We start from the raw sequence: 20,691 nt of genomic DNA on the forward strand, positions 1-20,691 counted from the left end.
CCAGAACAGCCGCACAACGGGACAGAGGAGCAGGACATGGCACAACTGCGCGGCACATCGCTCGGTCGGCGGCGGTTTCTCGCCGGCGGCGCGGCCTTAGGCGTGGCGGGCGTCGCGACGCTCGCCGGCTGCACCAGCAACGACGACGACAACCCTGGCGACGCCGCCAACGTCTCGACCGGCGGTGGCGGCGACAACGCCGCGGCCGGCAAGCAGATCACCATCGGGTTCTCCGCCCCGGCCGCCGACCACGGCTGGATCGGCGCGATCACCCGCAACGCCCGCGCCCAGGCCGGCACGCACACCGACGTCACGCTGAAGGCGACCGAGGGCACCAACGACCTCAACCTGCAGATCAGCCAGGTGGAGACCCTCATCAACGAGGGCGTCGACGTGCTGGTGATCCTGCCGCACGACGGCAAGGCGCTGACCGAGGTGGCCCGCAAGGCGATGATCGCCAACATCCCGGTGATCAACCTCGACCGCGTCTTCGACAGCTCGCTGGCCTACCGGACCTGGATCGGCGGCGACAACTACGGCATGGGCGTCGCCGCCGGCAACTACATCGCCGGGCAGCTCAAGGCCAAGGGGGTCAGCAACCCCGTCATCGCCGAGATTCCCGGCATCGACAGTCTGCCGCTCACCCAGCAGCGCAGCCAGGGCTTCAAGGACGCGCTCGCGACCGCCGGTTTCAAGGTCGGCCCGCGGGTGCCCGCCGAGTTCACCGTCGAGTCCGGGGAACGGTCCGCCGCGAACCTGCTGCAGGCCGCGCCGCGCATCGACGCCCTCTGGAACCACGACGACGACCAGGGCATCGGCGTCCTGTCCGCGATCGACTCCGCCGGCCGCGACGAGTTCTTCCTGGTCGGCGGCGCCGGGTCCAAGGACGTCATGGACCTGATCAAGGCAGACGACGGGGTCGTCAAGGCCACCGTCACCTACCCGCCGACGATGGCGTCCTCGGCGATCAACCTGGCCCGCCTCGTCGCGCAGGGCAAGACCCTGTCGGACCTGGTCGAGAACGACGTCCCGTCGTCGATCACCCTCGCCTCCGTGACGGTCACCAAGGACAACGTCGACAGGTATCTCAAGTTCGGCTTCGCGTCCTGACGAAGTTCGGCTTCGCATCCTGACGCCCGGCGCGCCGCCGCCCTGGTGCCCGGCGCGCCGCCGTCCAGCTGCACGGCACGCCGCCGTCCTGACACGCGACGCGCCGCCGGACGAGGCATCCGAGCGACGTCCCTCACCTGGAGAATCTCTCAATGACGGAACGACAGCGGCTGGGCGTCGGGATGGTGGGCTACGCCTTCATGGGCGCCGCCCACTCCCAGGCGTGGCGCTCGGTGAACCGGTTCTTCGACCTCCCGCTGGAGGTCGACCTCGCCGCGGTGTGCGGCCGGGACCAGGAGAAGGTCGCGGCCGCGGCCGCGAAGCTGGGCTGGCGCTCCCACGAGACCGACTGGAAGGCACTGCTGCGCCGCGACGACGTCGACCTGGTCGACATCTGCACCCCCGGCTCCAGCCATGCCGAGATCGCGCTCGCCGCGCTCGCCGCCGGCAAACACGTGCTGTGCGAGAAGCCGCTCGCGAACACCGTCGAGGAGGCGCGGGCGATGGCGGACGCCGCCGAGCGGGCGGCGGCGGCGGGGGTGCGTTCGGCGGTCGGCTTCAACTACCGGAGGATCCCCGCCGCGTCGTTCGCCCGCGAGCTGGTGGCCGCCGGCCGGCTCGGCACCCTGCGCCACGTGCGCGCCGTCTACCTGCAGGACTGGCTGGTCGACCCGGAGTTCCCGCTGGCCTGGCGGCTGCGCCGGGAGATGGCCGGGTCCGGCGCGCTCGGCGACATCGGCGCGCACATCGTCGACCTCACCCAGTTCATCAGCGGCCAGCGGGTCACGGGCGTCTGCGCGCTCACCGAGACCTTCGTGCGGGAGCGGCCGCTGCCGGTGGCGGCGTCCGGCCTGTCTGCCAGCGGGCTGTCGGTCACTGAGCCGGGCGGCAACAGTGAGCAGGGCGGTGGCGGTACCGGAACCGTGACCGTGGATGACGCGGCGCTGTTCCTGGCCCGGCTCGACGGCGGGGCGCTCGCCAGCTACGAGGCGTCCCGGTTCGCGCTCGGCCGCAAGAACGGGCTGCGGATCGAGCTGAACGGCTCCGAGGGCTCGCTGGTCTTCGACCTGGAACGGCTCAACGAGCTGGAGTTCTACGACGGCCGGGTGGACGACGAGGCCGCGGGCTTCACCCGCATCCTGGTCACCGAGCCGAGCCACCCCTACCTCGACGCGTGGTGGCCGCCCGGCCATGCCCTCGGCTACGAGCACTCGTTCACCCACGAGGTCCGCGACCTGGTGGCCGCCATCGCCGCCGGCACGCCGCCGACGCCGAGCTTCACCGACGGCCTGCAGGTGCAGCTCGTCCTCGACGCGGTAGGCCGCAGCGCCGCGGGCGGCTCGTGCTGGACCCCCGTCGAGACATGACCGCGTGAAGAACTGACCGCGCGAGGAACCGGCCGCGTCGAGAACCGACCGCGAGCGAAGGTCACGAAGAAGGCGAGGACAGATCATGGCGCGACCGGTCACCCTGTTCACCGGCCAGTGGGCGGACCTGCCGTTCGAGGAGGTCGCCCGGCTGGCCGCCGGCTGGGGCTACGACGGGCTGGAGATCGCCTGCTGGGGTGACCATCTGGACGTGCGGCGGGCCGCCGAGGACGACGCCTACGTCCGGTCCCGGCTGGACATCCTGGAGAAGAACGACCTGAAGGTCTGGGCGATCTCCAACCATCTGACCGGGCAGGCGGTCTGCGACGACCCGATCGACGTCCGCCACCGGGACATCGTGCCCGCCAGGGTGTGGGGCGACGGCGACCCGGAAGGCGTGCGGGCCAGGGCCGCCGAGGAGATGGTCGCGACCGCGCACGCCGCGGCGCGCCTCGGGGTGGACACCGTCGTCGGCTTCACCGGGTCGGCGGCGTGGAAGTACGTGGCGATGTTCCCGCCGGTGTCACAGGAGCTGGTCGACGCCGGCTACCGCGACTTCGCCGACCGGTGGAACCCCGTCCTGGACGCGTTCGACGCCGCCGGGGTGCGGTTCGCGCACGAGGTGCACCCGAGCGAGATCGCCTACGACTACTGGACGACGGTGCGGGCGCTGGACGCGATCGGCCGGCGCCCGGCTTTCGGGCTGAACTGGGACCCGAGCCATTTCGTCTGGCAGGACCTCGACCCGGTCGGGTTCATGTGGGACTTCCGCGACCGGATCTACCACGTCGACTGCAAGGACGCGAAGCGCCGGGTCGGCAACGGCCGCAACGGCCGGCTCGGCTCGCACCTGCCCTGGGCGGACCCGCGGCGCGGCTGGGACTTCGTCTCGACCGGCCGCGGCGACGTCCCCTGGGACGACTCGTTCCGGATGCTGAACACGATCGGCTACGACGGTCCGATCTCGATCGAATGGGAGGACGCCGGCATGGACCGGCTGGCCGGCGCCCCGGAGGCGTTGGCGTTCGTCCGCCGCCTCGCCGTCGACCCGCCGTCCGCCGCGTTCGACGCGGCCTTCAGCTCGGGCGGCTGACCGACCGACGGCGTGTCAGGCGGGCGGCCACATCCTCCGTGAGTACTCCCCGTTGAGCGCGCCAGATCGACAGTGCACCCACCACGGCCCGTGCACCCACCACGGCCCGTCCGACTCCTCGAAACGCCACCCGCCCTCCCCAACACCCACACGGCCACGACGACACCACGTCCGAGCATTCCAGCACCCGTGTGGATCGCCGAGTCCGACCGACGCCGCCGAGCCGACGCGTCGTGGCCCAGACACTCCCCATCCACCAACCGACCGGGCCCAGGCGGCGACCTCGACCGGAACGCGTGTCCCGGCCGAGGCGACCGCCCGCGTGCGCCGCCCGCGGGAGCCGTCGTGCTCACCCGCGTCGACATCGTCTTCACGACCATGGCCCGACGACGGCGGCCCGGTCCATGTCCCATGGCGCCGGAAGCCGGTACCTGAAGGTGCGGAGTCATTCCCCAGTTCGTTAGTGGGGAGTGTAGAGCCCCACGCAGCCAATGTGACCTGCTATGTCGATACAGATGCCGATTCCACGGGTCTCCGCCGAAGCGGGAACCGCCGACGGGTCGACTCGAATCGTGCAGGGGATGCTGATGGGCTCATTCCCGAAGCCCGACTGAGAAGACGCGCTCTCCAAAGCCGAGGCAATGATGAAGCGCGCCCAGGACTCCGGCGTATGCGCAATACCCTGCATTTCATGAAGATCAATTCCCGACTGCACTGTCCCCGTCGCCATTGACGTCTCCAATCGAACGGTCCGAATATTTCAGGGATCCCGCCGCCGCGCACCCGGAGTGCGCGGTCCCTCGGGCCGCATTGTCAAGCCGCAAGCCCTTCCAGGCAACATGACGATCATTCGCGAGTCGTGCCCTGACTATTGCCACGCTCACGCACTCCATCAAACCCCCACAGCCCAACGCCGTCGGGAAAGAACGACAGCCAACGGCCCCGGACGATCCCGTCGCGCCGGCCACCGCGGGAACGATTCCATTCGCCGGCACCACCGGGCCGGCCGAGCCGGGTATCCCGTTTTAGGTCCAAGGCCGGTTCTCGGTCGCTAGATCGCCTCCTGAAGCGTGGAGCTCTGCTCGGTGACGACCATCGGGCAGCGTGTACAGGAGTCGATGCCGACCTCGGCCCACCACCGGCACCGGAACCTCAACCGACAGGCTGGTGGAGAGGCGGCTACCGCGGGAACAGCCGCCACGATCCGGCGCGCGAGGTCACATCGATGCCCATCGAAGTTCTGGCACCTCTCTCGCACACACGGGGCCCCGATCCTGAAGACCTCGGAGGGTCGCGCGGGCGCTGCCAGCGCCAGAACATCCGGTGTGACCGGTACCGGCGCGTCGAGATAGGCCAGGCGAGGGGCCGACGTAGAACCTCCCACAACTCCGAAGATGGAGGCACCGGGCATGTCGTGCGGAGCACTGGGGCAATAGAGCTCGCCCTCCAACATGGCACCGAGGTGGCCGGACGAGTCCTCGTTCGGCACCGACTAGCCCTTCCGGGCCGCGCTGTCCGGCTTGCCCTGACCAGCGGAGTACTGCTCTCCGAAGAGATCCTCGGGATACAGGATCAGCCCGAGGACGATCGGTGGCCGATGCGGGACGACAGCGCCCGCACGGGCTTCAACAGCTCGCATGGCACCACGGAGCGCGGCCTCGACCAGGTCGTCCACTGATATGCGCTGGGGAGTATCTGGCATGTTTCAATCACCTCGATACATCGGCGTCTCGGCCCGCGCAGAGTACCGACATTGATTCCGCCTCGACCGCACGACCGCCCCGGTCGGAGGGTTTTGTTTAAACCGGACACGCATACCTATGGGCACTCACCGMACCGATCCGACTCACGTTCAAAGGACCGTGAATGCCCGTCTCGGGGGCCGCCGGATTCCGGTTCCCTCCGGATGCGACCGCGCTCATGATCCGGTCGTGCCCGCGGCTCGCCTGGTCGAACTGAGATTCCGAAGATCTACTCATCGGACGAGGGACCGCCATCGACCGCTTGACGGTCCACCGCCGGTCGCGGCGCGCTGCCTCACCGGTCGTCGACGCGACCTGGATCCGATCCGCCATTCGTTCATGCCAGACCACCGTCCACCTGGCAGAACGCACCGACGCAACGATGCCCAGAATTCAGCGCAGCCGGAGTCGTCACGTCCCTCCCGACCGCGATCTCCGCATTTCGGTGGCGTTCGGACTCGGCCCGCCACCAGCCCAGCCGGTGTCAGTCGGTGAGCATCCTGATGCCGAAGTAGAGGCAGAACGGGCCGGCCGTGAAGTAGACGGGAAGCAGGAACATCGCTGACAGGACCGCGCCGAACCAGTCCGTCCTGGTCACCCAGGTCGGATCGCCTGGTCGGTACACCACCCTGACCTTGGCGCCGATTCCAGGAAAGGACGTGTCCGGGCTGCGCAGCGCGGCGGCGCGGACCTGCTCGCCGGCCCGGGTCGTGTAGTCGACGATCGGGGTGTAGATCGAGCCGCCGTCATCGCTGTCGCGTTCGATCACCTCGAAGTCGACGATGGTGGCGAGAGCGGTGTGCCCGGCGAACCGCAGCCAGAGCCGCTGGAGGATCTGGCGGAGCGTGAAGAGGCCGAGCGAGAGGAACAGCGCTCCGGCGAACACCATGCTGATGGTCGCCAGCGTCGCGATCGTCCCGACACTCATCGACCCGCGCTGGTTCGACCTGCCCGTGCACCACAGCGGCTCACGTACCAATCATCCTGTTTTGTTACCGCCCTGGCGACGTCCATTCCCCGACAGGGCCATTTCCCTGGAGGCCCGGTCCGGAGGGAAATCGGGCGCCACCGCGGGGTTCTCGACGCCAGACCCACCCTAGATTCACCTATTGAACCTAGATGGTAGGGTGCGGCCATGACGATCGCGGATCCGTCCACGTCGCCCTCGTCGGAGTCGGTGCCACCGGCACCGGAACCGGATCGGCCGGTGAGCCCGCCGCCGGCCTACGGCGCCTGGGGAGAGCCACGGCACAAGACCGTCAGCTGGCATGACCCGCTGGCGACGGCCGCGCGCGCCGCGACCATGAGTGGTCTGGAGTTCCTGCGCGCGATGCAGAACGGCGAGGTCCCGCCGCCGCCCATCGCCGCGATGTTCGGCTTCCGGCCCGTGGGCGTCGAGCCAGGAGACGTCCGGTTCGCGTGCGTCCCGGACGAGTCCGCCTACAACCCGATCGGGGTCGTGCACGGTGGGCTCGTCTGCACCCTGCTCGACACCGCCGCGGCCTGCGCGGTGCATTCCACGCTGCCGGCCGGCGTCGGCTACACCTCGATCGAGATCAAGGTGAACTACCTGCGCCCGGTGCGGGTCGAGCCGGGGACGCCGGCGGAGCTGATCACGCACGGCTGGGTCACCAAGCCGGGGCGACGGGTGGCCTTCGCGGAGGGCGACGTCCGCGACGGGGCCGGCCGGGTCGTCGCGACCGCGAGCACGACCTGCCTGGTCTTCCCCATCGCGTAACGGCGAGCCCGGGCCCCGGGTCTTCGAGGTCGCCCGATGGCCGGGCTCGCCGCCATGAGCGGGCGTCCGCGGCGGCGGCACCATACGCGCGGCGGCCATCCTCCGGGCGGGTTGATCCCGGAGAATGGCTGCCGGTCGGCGCGGTCCGGCCGGCGCTGCCGGCCAGGTCACTGGCCGGTCGCCAGGGTCGGTGGACCGGAGGGGCGGGTCAGCCGTTCGTCAGCCCTTGCCGCCCTTGTCCGGGTCTATCTTTTCCAGAATCGGCGGGGCGACCGCCAGGGTGAAGTCCATACCTGCGGAGACGTGGACGGCGCCCGTGAGCCCGGGGACCTGCGCGGGGCCCACGGGATAACCACCGACAGGGCCATGACCCAGCTGACCGTCGCTGTTGGAGCCCGAGGTCCACACGGTTCCGTCGGAGGACCGCGCCGCCGTGTGGTAATTGCGGTTTGACACCTCGGTCATGGTGGCGGGCAGGCCCTCGACCGGCCGCGGGATGGAGCCGTCGTGGTGCAACCCCAGCTCGTTGTGCTGGTTACAGCCCCAGCCGATCACCTGGCCCTGCTTGCCGTCGTGAGACGAGATGACCAAAGTGTTGGCGTCCCCAGTGGTGATCTTGATGACGTTCTCGACCCGCGGGATCCGCACCGGATCGGCATAGACCTGGTTCTGGTCGGTGCCTGGTCTCACCAGGCCGCACTCGTTGTTGCCCCAGGCCCAGACGGTGCCGTCGCCACGCACCAGCGCGCTGCTCAACTCGCTCCCGCTGATCTGGACGACGTCGGGGCCGACGCCATGGATCTCCACCGGGCTGTCGAACCATGGCTCGCTGGTGGTACCGGCACCAAGCTGGCCATCGCCGCTCTTGCCGAAGCCCCAGACCGTGCCGTCGTCCTTCAGCACAAGGCTGTGGTTCGCGCCCGCGGCGACCTGCCGGACACCATCCAGATGGGGCACCGGCTCCGGCCAGGACCTGTTGGTGCCCGCGTGCCCGTCGCCGAGCGCCCCGACGCCGTTATAGCCCCACGTCCACACGGTGCCATCGCCGCGGAGTGCCACGACGTGAGCCCGCCCGGTCGCGATCTGAACGACGCCGGTGAGCCCGGGCACCTGGGCCGGCTTGGCACGGGAATATTCCGCCGACCCGGTGCCCAGCTGGCCCCATGAGTTGATGCCCCAGGTCCAGACCGTTCCGTCCACGTCCAGCCCCACGCCGAACCCTTGACCGGCCGAGACGGCGGTCAAGGCAGGCAGGCCGACGGACTGTACAGGGCTGGACCTGTCTTCCTCCGTCCCGTCGCCAAGCTTGCCCTCGTAGTTGTCGCCCCACGCGAGGCCCGTGGGGTCATAGACGGTCGGAGCAGGAGGCCCCGCATGCACCGGTGCCGCCGTCAGCGCCAGGGACATCGCCGTCGTACTCACCACGGCGGCCACCGCCGCCCAGGCACGCCGGCGGGCACCCGGCGAGGCCGCGCCCCGTCCGGCCGGGGCCATACCCGGCCCAGGAACCGCTTCCGGTTCCCCCGATCGAGACTTCATTTCCGCCTCCTCGCGAGACATTCATCAAGGAGACCAACCACCCACGCGTACACGCCGGGGCCGGCCGCCGTCCCGATCTGGGATATCGAGACGAGGGCCAGTGAAACAAAACACCGTGTGAGAAAGCGTGTGAGGAACCCACCTGTCCGCCGACCGACAGGTAGCCGTGAATTCTGGTCAACGGCGACCAGCCAGGCGGAAAGGCACTCCGGTCGTCGGCGAGGACCGGCGACGTTCTCGTTGTCGCCGACGCCGCACCAGAGAAGCGCGGCCGTTTCAAAAGACCGTGCCGGAATGCCGGATCGGATCGTCGGCGCGGATCAAGAATCGTTCTTGGTAGGTCACGACCAGTGCGTCACCGACGAAGTCGTAGCGCCACCCCTCGCCCTGGAGGGTCTTGTCTTCGTCCTCGGAGCCGGCGAACGAGGCAACGATCTCACCCGCTCCTGGGTGACCGGGGTCCTAGGGTCAAAGGAAACGGCCCGCAGGTCCGCGAGAAACGCGGCGTGGCGCGCGGCCTGCTCCCAGGTCGGCCGCCGCACCTGGTGATCATGGTGACCCGCCTGCCTACTCGGCGGGGACCACCTTCAGCTCGACGCGACCGCCGGCGTGGTCATGCACGTCCTCGTGGCCGTGATCGTGGCCGCAGCCGCAGGCGTCGTCATCGTCGGCGAGGGAGTCGGCGAACTGCTCGATGCGCTCGAACAGGTCGTGGGCGGCCGGGATCAGCGAGTAGTACTCATGCATCATGTGATCGGCGAGGAAGATCGCCTGAGATCCGACCTCCTGGCCAACCAGCGCTCGCGCCTCGTCAAGGATCTTCTTGAGCGACGCGCGCTCGGACTCGTCCAGATCGTCGTCATCCTCGAGCGAGCTGACCAGGTCCTCGTCGATCGTGAGGGGGCCGACGTAGGCCCCGGCCGGCGCAAGGTCCTTCGCGGCCTCGAGGAAACCCTGGAGGTCGTCCTCCCAGCTGACGACCGGAAGGTCCTCATCGACCTCCGGCTCATCGGCGACGACGGCAATCCCGAGCGCCCGCAGCGACTCGGTCACCTCCCGCACCTCGACTGCCGTCATCAGTGCTCTCCTCTGCTCGGGCCGGCCAGATGACATCCGGGGCCGCTCACGATCCGTCGTCTCGACGGGACCCTACCGGTCCGCCTCCGCGGGCCAGGACAGGGAGCCACTCCCCCGCGTCGCCCTCCACCGACAGCCCAAGCCCGCGGGCTCAGGCGGTACGCGCGCCGTCCCCGCGTTCCGCGGAGCGCAAAGATGGCCGGCGCGGTTCCCGGCGGCGTTCGCCCAGCTCCAACCCGAAAGATCGCCAGGACCGTACTGGGATCCGAACGCCGGGCCCCGGCCGGTCACTTGATTCCCGTGTTCGCGATCGAGCTGACGAAGTACCGCTGGCCGGCGAGGAACAGCAGCATCACCGGGATCTGGCTCATCAGCGTCGCGGCCATGAGCACCGGCCAGTCCGTGAAATGGGCGCTCTGGAAGGTCGCGAGCCCTATCTGGACGGTCATCACGTCGGATGAGGACGTCACGACGAGCGGCCACAGGAATTCGTTCCAGACCGTCAGGAAGGTCAGCACGGCCACGGTGCTCAGCGGCGGCCCCATCAGGGGCAGCAGAACGCTGCGCAGGATCCGGAGACGGCTGGCGCCGTCGATGAGTGCCGCCTCCTCCAGCTCGACCGGCAGCGTCAGGAAGAACTGCCGCAGCAGGTAGATCCCGAACGGCGTCACCAGGTTCGGGACGATGAGCGCCGGCAGCGTGTTGACGATCCCCAGGTACTTGACGATGAGCAGCGTCGGGATCATCAGAATCTGGAACGGGACCATCAGCGTCGCGAGGATCGCGCCGAAGGCCAGCCGGCTGCCCGGGAAGCGGAGCCGGGCGAACGCGTAGCCGGCGAGGCTGCACAGAACCAGGTTGGTCACCACGCAGGTCACCGACACGATCGCGCTGTTGAGCAGCCAACGGCCGAACGGCGCCTCGGTCCAGGCCTGCGAGAAGTTGTCCCAGTGCAGCGCGTGCGGCACGCCCGGCGGGAACCGGCGGGTCTCCTCCAGCGTCGAGAGCGACGTCCCGAGCATGAAGAGCAGGGGCACGATCATCAGCAGCGACGAGGGAATGAGCACGAGGTGCCAGCCCGAAGGCCGGCGCCACCGGCGTCGTCCTGGCGGCGCGGCGGCCGGCGCGACCGGTTCGGTCACGACCGGCTCCAGCATGACCGGTTCCGTCACGACCGGTTCCGTCATGACCGGCCCCCCGCGGAGACGTCCCGGGTGAGCCGGGTCTGCGCCCAGGTCACCAGCGCGATTATCAGGAACAGCGCGGTGGCCATCGCGGCGGCATAGCCCGCGTGGAAGAGTTCGAACGCCTGCTTGTAGAGGTAGTAGACGACGACGTTGGTCGCGTTCAACGGCCCGCCCCTGGTCGTCACGTAGACCTCGTCGAACAACTGCAGGGCGTTGATCGTGAGCCACACCGCGAGGAACCCGGTGACCGGCCGCAGCAACGGCACCTGGATCCGCCAGAACGCGCCGGCCTTCGAGCAGCCGTCGATCTGGGCGGCCTCGATGACGTCGCCCGGAACGCCCTGCAGGCCCGCGAGGTAGATCAGGGTGCCGAAGCCGACCCAGCCCCAGACGGTCATCGCGACGACGGAGAGCAGCGCGGCATGCGGCGAGGCGAAGAATCCCGACGTCGGCAGTCCCACCTTCGCCAGCAGGGTGTTGATGAGCCCGTACGCCGGGTCCAGGAGCCAGGTGAAGACGACCCCGGTCGCCACCGTCGACGTGACGACGGGAATGAAGAACGCCAGCCGGTAGACCGACATCCCGCGGATCCGCCGGTTCAGCGCGGCCGCGGCCAGCAGGGACAGCAGCAGGGTCACCGGCACGAAGACGGCGGTATAGAGGAGGGTGCGGCGAACCGCCGCGAGAAACACGTCGTCGTGGACCAGGTCACGATAGTTGGCGAAGCCGGCCGACGTCGCCGGTGTCTGCAGGTCGTTGTTCTGGAACGACAACACGAACGACCAGATGACCGGGACCAGCCCGAACAGGCCGATCAGCAGCACGCTGGGCGACACCATCGCCCAGCCGACCAGCCCGTCGCCGAGCGCTCGGCGCCCCGGCCGCTCTCCCCGGCCCAGCCACCCCCCGCGCCCCGGCCGCCGCCGGCGCGCGGGTGCCTCGGCCGGCCCCTTCTCGGCCCGTCCCTGCCCGGGCGGCGGCCGCCCGGGCAGGATCGTGCGCCGCGGGACCCGGGAGCGCGTGGCCGGCGACCCGCGCTTTCCGACGCCGCCGGCGGAGCTCACGGAGCTCACGAGTGGCGGGACAGCGCGGACGCCACCTGCCCCTTGGCGGAGTCGAGGGCCGCCTGCGGCTCGGCCTGCCCGAGGAGCACGGACTGGACCATCTGCCCCACCGCGGTGGACACCTCGGCGTACGAGGGGATGTTCGGGCGGACGTGCTCCACGTTGTCGAGGTTGTCGACGAAGACCTTCTCGCCCGGGTACTTCTGCAGGAACGTCTGGTACTCGGGAAGCTGGGTCTCGGACTTGCGCAGCGGCAGGTCACCGGTCGCGATGGCGAACTTCAGGTGCACCTTCGCCGAGGTGAGCCAGGTGATGAAGTCGAGCGCGACCTGGTGCCGCGGGCCGGAGTGGTCGAAGACCATGTAGATGTCCGGCCCCGAGATCGTCTCGTGGTTGCCCTGGTAGCCCGGCAGGATGCTCACGCCGTAGTCGACGTCGGAGGTGATGCTGGACAGGTCCCAGGGGCCGGTCCACAGCATCGCAATCTTGCCGCTGTTGAACAGGTTGAGGTAGTTCTGGTTGCCGGTGTCCAGGTACACGGACTTGTCGGTGACGACCATGTCCCGCAGCTGCTGCAGGGCGGCGAGCCCGGCGGCGGAGTCGAACGCGGGCGCCTTGTTGTCCTCGGTGAGCAGGTCGCCGCCGGCCTGCCAGAGCAGCGGGAGGTACCKCCACACCGTGTCCTCGCTGCCGTCGTTCACATAGGACCAGCCGTAGGACTTGCTGGCCGGGTCGGTGAGCTTCTTCGCCGCAGCGCGGAAGTCCTCCCAGGTCCAGGAGTCCGTGGGCGGCGCGACCCCGGCCTGCTCGAACAGCTTCTTGTTGTAGACCAGGCTCAGGTTGTCCACGAGCGCGGGAATCCCGACGACCCTCCCGTCGACGGTGGTGGCCTCGCGCTCGGACGGGTAGAAGTCGTCCCAGCCGAAGGCGGGYGCCGCCACCGTGGAGGTGAGGTCCACCAGCTTCGGCTGCCGGGCCAGCTGGGCGGCCGACGAGCCGAACTGGTAGGCCACGTCGGGATAGTTGCCGGCGGTGAAGCCCGCGACGGTCTTCTGCAGCGCGTTGTCGTTCCCGCCGTTGAACTCGAGCTTCACCTTGGTCGTCGGGTGCTCGGTGTTCCACTCGCCGACGAGCGACGTCAGCGCCTTCGACTCGGCGTCGGTGTAGCCGTGCGTCAGGGTGATCGTCGTCGGGTCGTCGGCGGTGCCGCTGCCACCCCCGCCCCCGCCGCAGGCGGCGACCGTGGCGGCCACCAGCAGGGTGCTCGCTGTCAGCGCCCCCAGCCGCCGCCCCCGTGTCGTGATCCAGGTACTGGCTATAGGGCGGGAAGCCATGGTCGGCACTCCTCGGTCGACGCGGCTGGGCCGATCGTGCGGGCAAATCGCGCATGATCGATCAACTATTGTGCGCAGTGTTGCACTTACTGCCCAAATGGGTCAAGACGTGCGAGCAAACGTGCAGCAAGGTGCGCGTATCGTGCAGGCATGCGCCGCGAAGACCGTTTAGGGATCATCCTCCAGCGGCTCAACGAGACCGGCTCGGTCGGAGTCGACGAGCTCGCCCGGGACCTCAAGCTCTCGCGCGCCTCGATCCGCCGCGACCTGCATCTGCTGGAGGAGCAACAACTTCTGACCCGCACCCACGGCGGGGCGGTCGCGTCGGGCGTGCTCTACGAGCTGCCGATGCGCTACCGGGGCGGCCAGCGCCACGAGGCGAAACGCGCAATCGCGCAGTGCGTCGCGCGCCTGCTCCCCGACGACGTCGGCTCGCTGGGCATCAACGGCGGCTCGACCACGACGGAGGTCGCCCGGATGCTCGCGTCCCGGCCGGGCCTGCGGGTGGTGACGAGCGCGCTCAACATCGCCTCGGAGCTGGCGGTCCGCGCGAACATCGAGCTCGTGGTGTGCGGCGGCAGCGTGCGCGGGGAGTCCTACGAGCTCGTCGGCCCGCTGGCCGACCTGACCCTGTCCAACATCAACGTCGACGTCGCCGTGGTGGGCGTCGACGGCGTCGACCCGGTCGCCGGGTTCACCACCCACCACGAGGTCGAGGCGCACACCAACCAGTCCCTGCTGCGGGCGGCCGAGCGCGTCATCGTCGTGGCCGACTCCAGCAAGATCGGCAAGCGCGGCTTCGCGAAGATCAGCGACATCGCCGCGGCCTCGGACCTGGTCACCGACTCCGGCATCAGCGCCGAGGAGGTCGCCGCGCTCGAACGCCTCGGCCCGACCGTCCACGTGGTGGACCCCACCGCCTAGACCCCGTCGCTAGGAACCACCGGGGTCGCCGAGGCGCGCCCGTAGCGGTTGCGGCAGCCGCTCGCCGTGCGCCGCCACCAGCTCGTCGGCCAGGCGCCAGATCTCCTCCACGGAGAGGCTCGCCGCGGTGTTGGGGTCGGCCATCAGCGCGTGCCGGATGTGGTCCGGCCGGCCCAGGGTGGCCGCCCGCACCGTCAGGTCGACCACGGACAGGAACGTCCGGTTGAGGGCGGCGCACTGCGCGGGAAGGTCGCCGACCGGCAGCGGGGCCGCGCCGTTCGCGTCGACGCGGCACGGGACCTCGACCGCGGCGCCATCCGGCAGGTTGTCGATGAGCGCGTCGTTGCGCACCGTCGCCTGGATCGTGCGCGCCGTCCCGGTGACCATGCTGTGGATCACCTGCGGCGCGTACTCGGCCGCCTCCTCCTCCGGCTCGACGTACCCGCCGGCCGCCACCACGGGCATCAGTGCCTCGACGTCGGCCAGGTTGCGGGCGCTGATCCCGACGTAGTCGTCGATCGGGATCCGCAACCGCTCGATCTCCCCCGGCTCGCGCAGGTACCAGGGGACGTACTCGGCGGAGTGCTCGCTGGTCTCGGTCGGGTAGAAGCCGAGCCGGCGGTACATGTCGACGCGGACGCGGCGGCGCAGCTGCGGGTCCGCGGCGATGCGGCGGTCGAGCTCGGGGTAGAGGTCGACGCCGTCGCGCTCGAAGCGCAGCACCCAGGCCTGGTGGTTGACCCCGGCGCTGTGGAACGACACGTCGTCGAACGGGACGTCGATCAGCTCGCACAGGTCGTGCACCGTCCAGTAGACGGAGTGGCACAGCCCCAGGACCTTCAGCTCCGGATGGCGAACGCTGAGGAACTGGATGTTCATCGCCATCGGGTTGGTGTAGTTCAGCAGCCAGGCGTCGGGCGCCTCGGCGCGCAGGTCGGTGGCCAGGTCGTCGAGGAAGCCGAAGGTCCGCAGCCCGCGGAAGACCCCGCCCGGGCCGAGGGTGTCGGCGATCGTCTGGCGCAGGCCGAACCGGGCCGGGACCTCGAAGTCGGTCAGCGTCGCGGCGTGGCCGCCGATGTTGACCGCGTTGATGACGAAGTCGGCGCCGTGCAGGGCGGCCGCCCGGTCGAGCGACCCGCGGATGGTGGTGGTGGCGTCGCGGCCGTGCCGCTCGACGGCGATGCGCGCCAGGTTCTCCGCGAGCTCGAGACGGCGGGGATCGACGTCGTGCATGACGAGGGTCAGCGGCCCGAGGTCGTCGTAGGTCAACAGGTCGCGCAGCAGCTGCCGGGTGAACTCGGCCGAGCCGGCGCCGACGAAGCAGACGGTGGTCACGCGGCGAGCATGGCACGGCGACGCGCGAAAGGGACAGGATCAATCATCTTTTCTGAGCGTTTGTGGACACAAAGAACGGCTTACGACACACTGGCGCCATGTCCGAGGACGGCGTGGGCGCCGAGCGGGTGGCCGCCCAGCGTGCGGACAGCCCGCGCGTACTCGTCGTGGGTGACCTGAACCCCGACCTGGTCCTCGGCGGCGACGTCGTGCCCCGGTTCGGCCAGGCCGAGCAGCTGCTCGACACCGCCGCGCTGGTCATCGGCGGCTCCGCGGGCATCACCGCCCACGGCCTCGCCCGGCTCGGGCGCCCGGTCTCGCTCGCCGCGGCGATCGGCGCCGACAGCTTCGGCGCCACGATGACGAGCGCCCTGGCCGACGCCGGCGTCGACACGAGCACCCTCGTCGTCCGGCCGGGACAGCCGACGGGGCTGACCGTCGTCCTGTCCACCGGGCCCGACCGCGCCATCCTCACGCTGCCGGGGACCATCTCGACGCTTACCGCCGCCGACGTCCGCGCTGCCGTCGCGCGGCTCGGGCAGCGGGAGCCCGCCGGCCCGCGGCACGTCCACGTCTGCTCGCTGTTCCTGCAGCCGGCACTGGCCGCGGGGCTCGCCGAGCTGCTCGCCGAGCTCAGGGCGGCCGGTGTGACCACGTCACTGGACACCAATGACGACCCCGCACAGACCTGGGCCGGCGTCGAACCGCTGCTGCCCCACGTCGACCTGCTGCTGCCGAACCGCCGCGAGGCACTCGCGCTCGCACGCGTCGCCGCGGCCCACCTCGACCTCGACCTCATCGCCGCCTGCCGCGTCCTCGCCGACCGCGGCCCGCTCGTGGTCGTCAAGGACGGCGACCAGGGCGCGTCCGCGGTCGGTGCCGACGGTGAGCTCGCGAGCGCGCCGGCCGTGCCGACGATCCCGGTCGACGCCACCGGCGCCGGCGACAGCTTCAACGCCGCGTTCCTCGACGCCTGGCTGCGCTCGCTGCCGCTGCCCGAATGCCTGCGGCGCGGCGTCGTCGCCGGCTCCCGCTCGGTCCGCGCCGTGGGGGGCACCGCGGCCCAACCGACCCTCGACCTGCTGGTCGACGACCGAAGGGCATCATGACCGAGACCACGTCACACATCGGCCGCGAGATCGCCCGACAGCCGCGGGCGTGGGCGCGGGCCTGCGAGCTCCTCCCCCAGGTCGCGGACCTCCTGCCCCAGCCCGGCGAGCGGGTCGCCGTCCTCGGATGCGGGACCTCCTGGTTCATGGCCGCCGCCTACGCCGCGCTACGGGAGTCCGCCGGCGCCGGTGAGACCGACGCGTTCGCCGCCGGGCAGTGGCCCGCGGCGCGGCGCTACGACCGCGTCGTCGCCATCAGCCGGTCCGGCACGACGACCGAGGTGCTGCGGGCGATCGACACCGCCGCGGCCCCCGTCACCGTCCTCACCGGCGTCGCGGACTCGCCGGCCGCCCTCGATGCCGAGGCCGCGATCGTGCTCGACTTCGCCGACGAGACCTCCGTCGTGCAGACCGTCTTCGCCACCACGGCGCTGACGCTGCTGCGGGCGTCGCTCGGTGACTCCGTCGAGGCGGCGGCGGTGCAGGCGGCGCGGATCCTGGCCGGCGAGCACGGCCTCGCCCCGGAGGTCGAGACGGCGAGCCAGTTCACGTTCCTCGGCAGCGGGTGGGGTGTCGGCGTCGCGAGCGAGGCCGCGCTGAAGATGCGCGAGGCCGCGCGCGTCTGGACGGAGAGCTATCCCCAACTGGAGTACCGGCACGGGCCGATCTCCATCGCCGAGCCGGGACGGGTCGTCTGGATCTTCGGCGAGCCGGTGCCGGGCCTGGTCGGCGACATCGAGGGCACCGGCGCGACGATCGTCAACGACGACCTCGACCCGGTCGCCGATCTCGTCCGGGTCCAGCGGCTGGCCGCGGCGCTCGGGCGGCGCCACGGCCTCGACCCGGACCGCCCGCGCAACCTGACCCGCTCCGTCATCCTGTCCCCGGCCACCGCCACCTCCCCGGCCAGCGTCGCCTCTTCGGCCGGTACCGCGTCCCCGGCCGTTGCGGCGCCGTGATCCTCTGCGTCTCGGCGAGCCCGGCGATCGACGTCACCTACCGGGTCGAGCACCTGACGGTGGGCGCCACGAACCGGGTGGAACAGACGGCGCGCCGGCCGGGGGGCAAGGCCACGAACGTCGCCCGGCTCCTGCGCCAACTCGGCGAGGACACCCTGCTGCTCACCACCGCCGGCGGCGACACCGGCGCCGAGCTGATGGCCGACCTCACCCGCCTGCGCATTCCCCATGAGCTGGTGCCCACCGCCAGCGCGACCCGGCGGACCGTCGCCATCGTCGACGAGGCCACCGGCACCGTCACCCTGCTCAACGAACCGGCGCGGGTGGACGACTGGTCCCGGTTCCTCGCGCGGGCCGCCGAGCTGATCCCGAGCGCAGCCGTCGTGGTGATCAGCGGCACGCTGCCCGCCGACGCCCCGGTCGACGGCCTCGCGCAGCTGATCCGGGTCGCCCGCGACGGCGGCCGGCCGGTCGTGCTCGACGCCAGCGGGCCCGCGCTGGTCGCCGCGCTCGCGGCCGGGCCGACCGTCGTCAAGCCGAACGCCGACGAGCTGCGCGACTGCGTGCGCGGGGTCGGTGACGCGGTCGATCCCGCGGATCCGGCCGTGACGGCCCGGGCGGTCGCCGGGCGATGGGGGGTCACGGTCGTGGCCTCGTTCGGCGCCGACGGCCTGGTCGCCGTCGAGGGCGAGAACGGGTGGCGGGCCAGGCCACGGCGGCGGCTGACGGGGAATCCGACCGGTGCCGGCGACGCGGTCGTGGCCGGCCTCGCCCGGGGGCTGCGGGCCGGCACGGCGCTCGGGCCGCTGCTCGCGGACTGCGTCGCGCTCGCCGCGGCCGCGGTGCTGTCGCCTGTGGCCGGCGAGCTCGACACCGCCGACTACCAGCGGGAGTCCGTCGGCGTGACCGTCGAGCCCCTGACGCGGACTGGCCGATGACCATCGCCAGCACGGGCGACCTCGTCGCCGCGGCCGCCGCCCGGGGACGCGGCGTCGCCGCCTTCAACGTCATCACCCTCGAGCACGCCGAGGCGATCGCGCGCGCCGCCGAGATCCGCGGGACACCGGTGATCTTTCAGATCAGCCAGAACGCGGTGTCGTTCCACGGCGGGCAGGTCGTCCCGATCGCCGCCGCCGCCGGCGCCGTGGCCCGGCTCGCGGACGTTCCCATCGCGCTGCACCTGGACCACGTCACCGAGGACCGGCTGGCCGCCGAGGCCGCGGCGGCCGGGTTCAGCTCCCTGATGTACGACGGGGGGCCGCTGCCGTACTCGGAGAACGTCGAGCGCACCAGCCGGGCCCGGTCGGCCGCGCAGGCGGCGGGGCTCTGGGTGGAGGCGGAGCTCGGCTACGTCGGCGGCAAGCCGGACTCCCCCCGAAGCGCGCACGAGCCAGGCGTGCGGACCGACCCGGACGAGGCGAGGCGGTTCGTCGACGAGACCGGCGTGGACGCGCTGGCCGTCGCCGTCGGCAGCTCGCACGCGATGACCTCGCGGTCCGCCGTCCTGGACATCCCGCTGATCGAACGGCTCCGCGCGCGGCTGTCCGTTCCGCTGGTGCTACACGGCTCGTCCGGTGTGCCGGCCGAGACGCTGCGCGCCGCCGTCACCGCCGGTATCAGCAAGGTGAACATCGGCACCGCGCTGAACATCGCCATGACGGGCGCCGTCCGGCGAGCGCTCGCGGGCGACCCGAAACTCGTCGACCCGCGGCCCTACCTGGCGAAGGCTCGCGACGAGATCACGGCGACGGTGCTCGATCTACTGTCCGTCATCTCGGGAGACTCGGGAGGGTCACGCTGATGGCCGAGGTCAGGTACATAGGCGCGAGCCGCCGGTACGCCGGCAGTTCCGCCGCCGCGTTGAAGGCTCTGGACCTGGACATCGCGGACGGCGAGTTCATGGTGCTGGTCGGGCCGTCCGGGTCCGGCAAGTCGACCGCGCTGCGGATGCTCGCCGGCCTGGAGGACGTCGACGAGGGCGAGATCCGCATCGGCGACGACGACGTCACCCGGTGGGCGCCCCGGGAGCGGGACATCGCGATGGTGTTCCAGAACTACGCGCTCTACCCGCACCTCTCGGTCGCGGACAACATGGCGTTCTCGCTGAAGTTGGGTGGGATTGGCAAGGAGGAACGCAAGGCGAAGGTCCTGGAGGCGGCGAAGCTGCTCGACCTGGTGCCCTACCTCGACCGCAAGCCCAAGGCCCTCTCGGGCGGCCAGCGCCAGCGGGTCGCGATGGGCCGGGCGATCGTGCGCGAGCCGCGGGTCTTCCTCATGGACGAGCCCCTGTCCAACCTCGACGCGAAGCTGCGGGTGGAGACCCGCGCGAACATCGCCGCTCTGCAGGCCAGGCTGGGAACGACGACCGTGTACGTCACCCACGACCAGACCGAGGCCATGACCATGGGCCACCGGGTGGCGTTGCTGAACGACGGCGAGCTGCAGCAGGTCGACACCCCGCGTGCCATCTACGACCGGCCCGCCAACGTCTTCGTCGCCGGCTTCATCGGATCGCCGGCCATGAACCTGCGCCGGGTCGCCAGCGCCGACGCCGACGGGTCCGTTCACCTGGGCGGCGTGCCTCTCCCCCTGGCGCCATCGGTCCGTTCCGCAGCCCGGCTGACGAAGGGCGCGGAGGGCCGGGAGAGCGGAGACGTCATCGTCGGGCTTCGCCCCGAGTCCTTCGCCGTCGCGACCCCGGACACGCCGGACGCGCTGTCGCTGCGGGTCACCCTCGTCGAGCACCTCGGCGCGGACTCCTACGTGCACGGCACGCTGCCGGGAGACGACGACACCCGCGACAAGCCGTTCGTCGTCCGGGTGGACCGCCGCGTCGACCCAGCCCGCGGCGAGACACTCCTCGTCACCCCGACGGGAGCCATCGAGCACGTCTTCGACGCTGACTCCGGCCTCCGCCTCGGCTGAGGTTCTGCCTGACGGCCTCGGCGCCCGCCTCGACGACCCCACACGCGCAAGCCATTCATGATCCGGTGGGATTTTCGGAGTCCGAGCGAGGACATGAAATTACTCAAGTCCGAGCCAGCAGGCCTGCGTGACGTCGGTCACGCCTGCGTCTCGCCTGAACTACCTGTCTCTCCCGGTCAGCGGCGGTC

At 70.8% G+C, this 20,691-nt stretch carries 18 protein-coding genes; 11 read left to right on the top strand and 7 right to left on the bottom strand.

The window, feature by feature from the left end:
* The first annotated feature begins 36 nt into the window (after positions 1-36).
* The 4 genes from BCD49_RS31845 to BCD49_RS31860 all read left to right on the top strand — a co-directional run bounded on the left by BCD49_RS31845 (position 37) and on the right by BCD49_RS31860 (position 5,248).
* Entirely contained in the window at positions 37-1,110 is a 1,074-nt protein-coding gene (locus BCD49_RS31845; protein ID WP_007510086.1) for a substrate-binding domain-containing protein, read from the top strand.
* Between the two features lie 152 nt (positions 1,111-1,262).
* A complete protein-coding gene (locus BCD49_RS31850; protein WP_007510085.1) occupies positions 1,263-2,477 on the top strand; it encodes a Gfo/Idh/MocA family protein in 1,215 nt (404 codons plus the stop codon).
* A gap of 85 nt (positions 2,478-2,562) precedes the next feature.
* Positions 2,563-3,570: a sugar phosphate isomerase/epimerase family protein gene (locus BCD49_RS31855; RefSeq protein WP_007510083.1), complete on the top strand. Its 1,008-nt coding sequence runs from the start codon at positions 2,563-2,565 to the stop codon at positions 3,568-3,570.
* Between the two features lie 1,414 nt (positions 3,571-4,984).
* Positions 4,985-5,248, top strand: a complete 264-nt coding sequence (locus BCD49_RS31860; RefSeq protein ID WP_027140814.1) for a hypothetical protein — start codon at positions 4,985-4,987, stop codon at positions 5,246-5,248.
* A 548-nt stretch (positions 5,249-5,796) separates the two neighbouring features.
* Here BCD49_RS31860 and BCD49_RS31865 read toward each other — a convergent pair.
* Positions 5,797-6,240: a DUF3592 domain-containing protein gene (locus BCD49_RS31865; protein ID WP_007510078.1), complete on the bottom strand. Its 444-nt coding sequence runs from the start codon at positions 6,238-6,240 to the stop codon at positions 5,797-5,799.
* A 207-nt stretch (positions 6,241-6,447) separates the two neighbouring features.
* On the opposite strand from BCD49_RS31865, the gene BCD49_RS31870 reads away from it, so the two are divergent.
* Positions 6,448-7,050: a PaaI family thioesterase gene (locus tag BCD49_RS31870; RefSeq protein ID WP_007510077.1), complete on the top strand. Its 603-nt coding sequence runs from the start codon at positions 6,448-6,450 to the stop codon at positions 7,048-7,050.
* Positions 7,051-7,269: 219 nt separating this feature from the next.
* On the opposite strand, the gene BCD49_RS31875 is transcribed toward BCD49_RS31870, so the two are convergent.
* The 5 genes from BCD49_RS31875 to BCD49_RS31895 all read right to left on the bottom strand — a co-directional run bounded on the left by BCD49_RS31875 (position 7,270) and on the right by BCD49_RS31895 (position 13,251).
* The gene (locus BCD49_RS31875; RefSeq protein WP_007510076.1) at positions 7,270-8,589 is read right to left on the bottom strand and encodes an RCC1 domain-containing protein; all 1,320 of its coding nucleotides are present in this window, start codon (positions 8,587-8,589) and stop codon (positions 7,270-7,272) included.
* A 567-nt stretch (positions 8,590-9,156) separates the two neighbouring features.
* Positions 9,157-9,666: a hypothetical protein gene (locus BCD49_RS31880; RefSeq protein ID WP_007510075.1), complete on the bottom strand. Its 510-nt coding sequence runs from the start codon at positions 9,664-9,666 to the stop codon at positions 9,157-9,159.
* Between the two features lie 287 nt (positions 9,667-9,953).
* A complete protein-coding gene (locus BCD49_RS31885; protein WP_007510074.1) occupies positions 9,954-10,853 on the bottom strand; it encodes a carbohydrate ABC transporter permease in 900 nt (299 codons plus the stop codon).
* A complete protein-coding gene (locus tag BCD49_RS31890) occupies positions 10,850-11,917 on the bottom strand; it encodes a carbohydrate ABC transporter permease (RefSeq protein WP_035928953.1) in 1,068 nt (355 codons plus the stop codon). Before BCD49_RS31890 ends, BCD49_RS31885 begins: the two co-directional genes overlap by 4 nt.
* 5 nt (positions 11,918-11,922) lie before the next feature.
* Positions 11,923-13,251 carry an ABC transporter substrate-binding protein gene (locus BCD49_RS31895; protein WP_007510072.1) on the bottom strand — a complete coding sequence of 443 codons (1,329 nt, stop codon included), beginning with the start codon at positions 13,249-13,251 and terminating at the stop codon, positions 11,923-11,925.
* A 150-nt stretch (positions 13,252-13,401) separates the two neighbouring features.
* Between BCD49_RS31895 and BCD49_RS31900 the strand changes: the two genes are divergently transcribed.
* Complete coding sequence (locus BCD49_RS31900; RefSeq protein WP_007510070.1) at positions 13,402-14,175, top strand: DeoR/GlpR family DNA-binding transcription regulator; 774 nt, start codon at positions 13,402-13,404, stop codon at positions 14,173-14,175.
* 9 nt (positions 14,176-14,184) lie between these two features.
* Here the strand turns inward: BCD49_RS31900 and melA are convergent, their stop codons facing one another.
* The gene (melA, locus tag BCD49_RS31905) at positions 14,185-15,510 is read right to left on the bottom strand and encodes an alpha-galactosidase (RefSeq protein ID WP_007510067.1); all 1,326 of its coding nucleotides are present in this window, start codon (positions 15,508-15,510) and stop codon (positions 14,185-14,187) included.
* A gap of 98 nt (positions 15,511-15,608) precedes the next feature.
* Between melA and BCD49_RS31910 the strand changes: the two genes are divergently transcribed.
* From BCD49_RS31910 to BCD49_RS31930, 5 genes are read left to right on the top strand one after another with little or no spacing between them, the layout of a single operon-like run.
* Complete coding sequence (locus BCD49_RS31910; RefSeq protein WP_051466331.1) at positions 15,609-16,619, top strand: carbohydrate kinase family protein; 1,011 nt, start codon at positions 15,609-15,611, stop codon at positions 16,617-16,619.
* Positions 16,616-17,578, top strand: coding sequence for an SIS domain-containing protein (locus BCD49_RS31915; RefSeq protein ID WP_007510063.1), 963 nt, complete (start codon positions 16,616-16,618; stop codon positions 17,576-17,578). Before BCD49_RS31910 ends, BCD49_RS31915 begins: the two co-directional genes overlap by 4 nt.
* Entirely contained in the window at positions 17,575-18,516 is a 942-nt protein-coding gene (locus tag BCD49_RS31920; protein ID WP_007510061.1) for a 1-phosphofructokinase family hexose kinase, read from the top strand. Before BCD49_RS31915 ends, BCD49_RS31920 begins: the two co-directional genes overlap by 4 nt.
* Positions 18,513-19,379: a class II fructose-bisphosphate aldolase gene (locus BCD49_RS31925; RefSeq protein ID WP_007510059.1), complete on the top strand. Its 867-nt coding sequence runs from the start codon at positions 18,513-18,515 to the stop codon at positions 19,377-19,379. The genes BCD49_RS31920 and BCD49_RS31925 overlap by 4 nt, the downstream gene beginning before the upstream one ends.
* Positions 19,379-20,503 carry an ABC transporter ATP-binding protein gene (locus BCD49_RS31930; RefSeq protein WP_007510057.1) on the top strand — a complete coding sequence of 375 codons (1,125 nt, stop codon included), beginning with the start codon at positions 19,379-19,381 and terminating at the stop codon, positions 20,501-20,503. Before BCD49_RS31925 ends, BCD49_RS31930 begins: the two co-directional genes overlap by 1 nt.
* Positions 20,504-20,691: the final 188 nt, after the last annotated feature.

It is taken from the genome of Pseudofrankia sp. EUN1h (assembly GCF_001854645.1).
Lineage (GTDB): Bacteria > Actinomycetota > Actinomycetes > Frankiales > Frankiaceae > Pseudofrankia > Pseudofrankia saprophytica.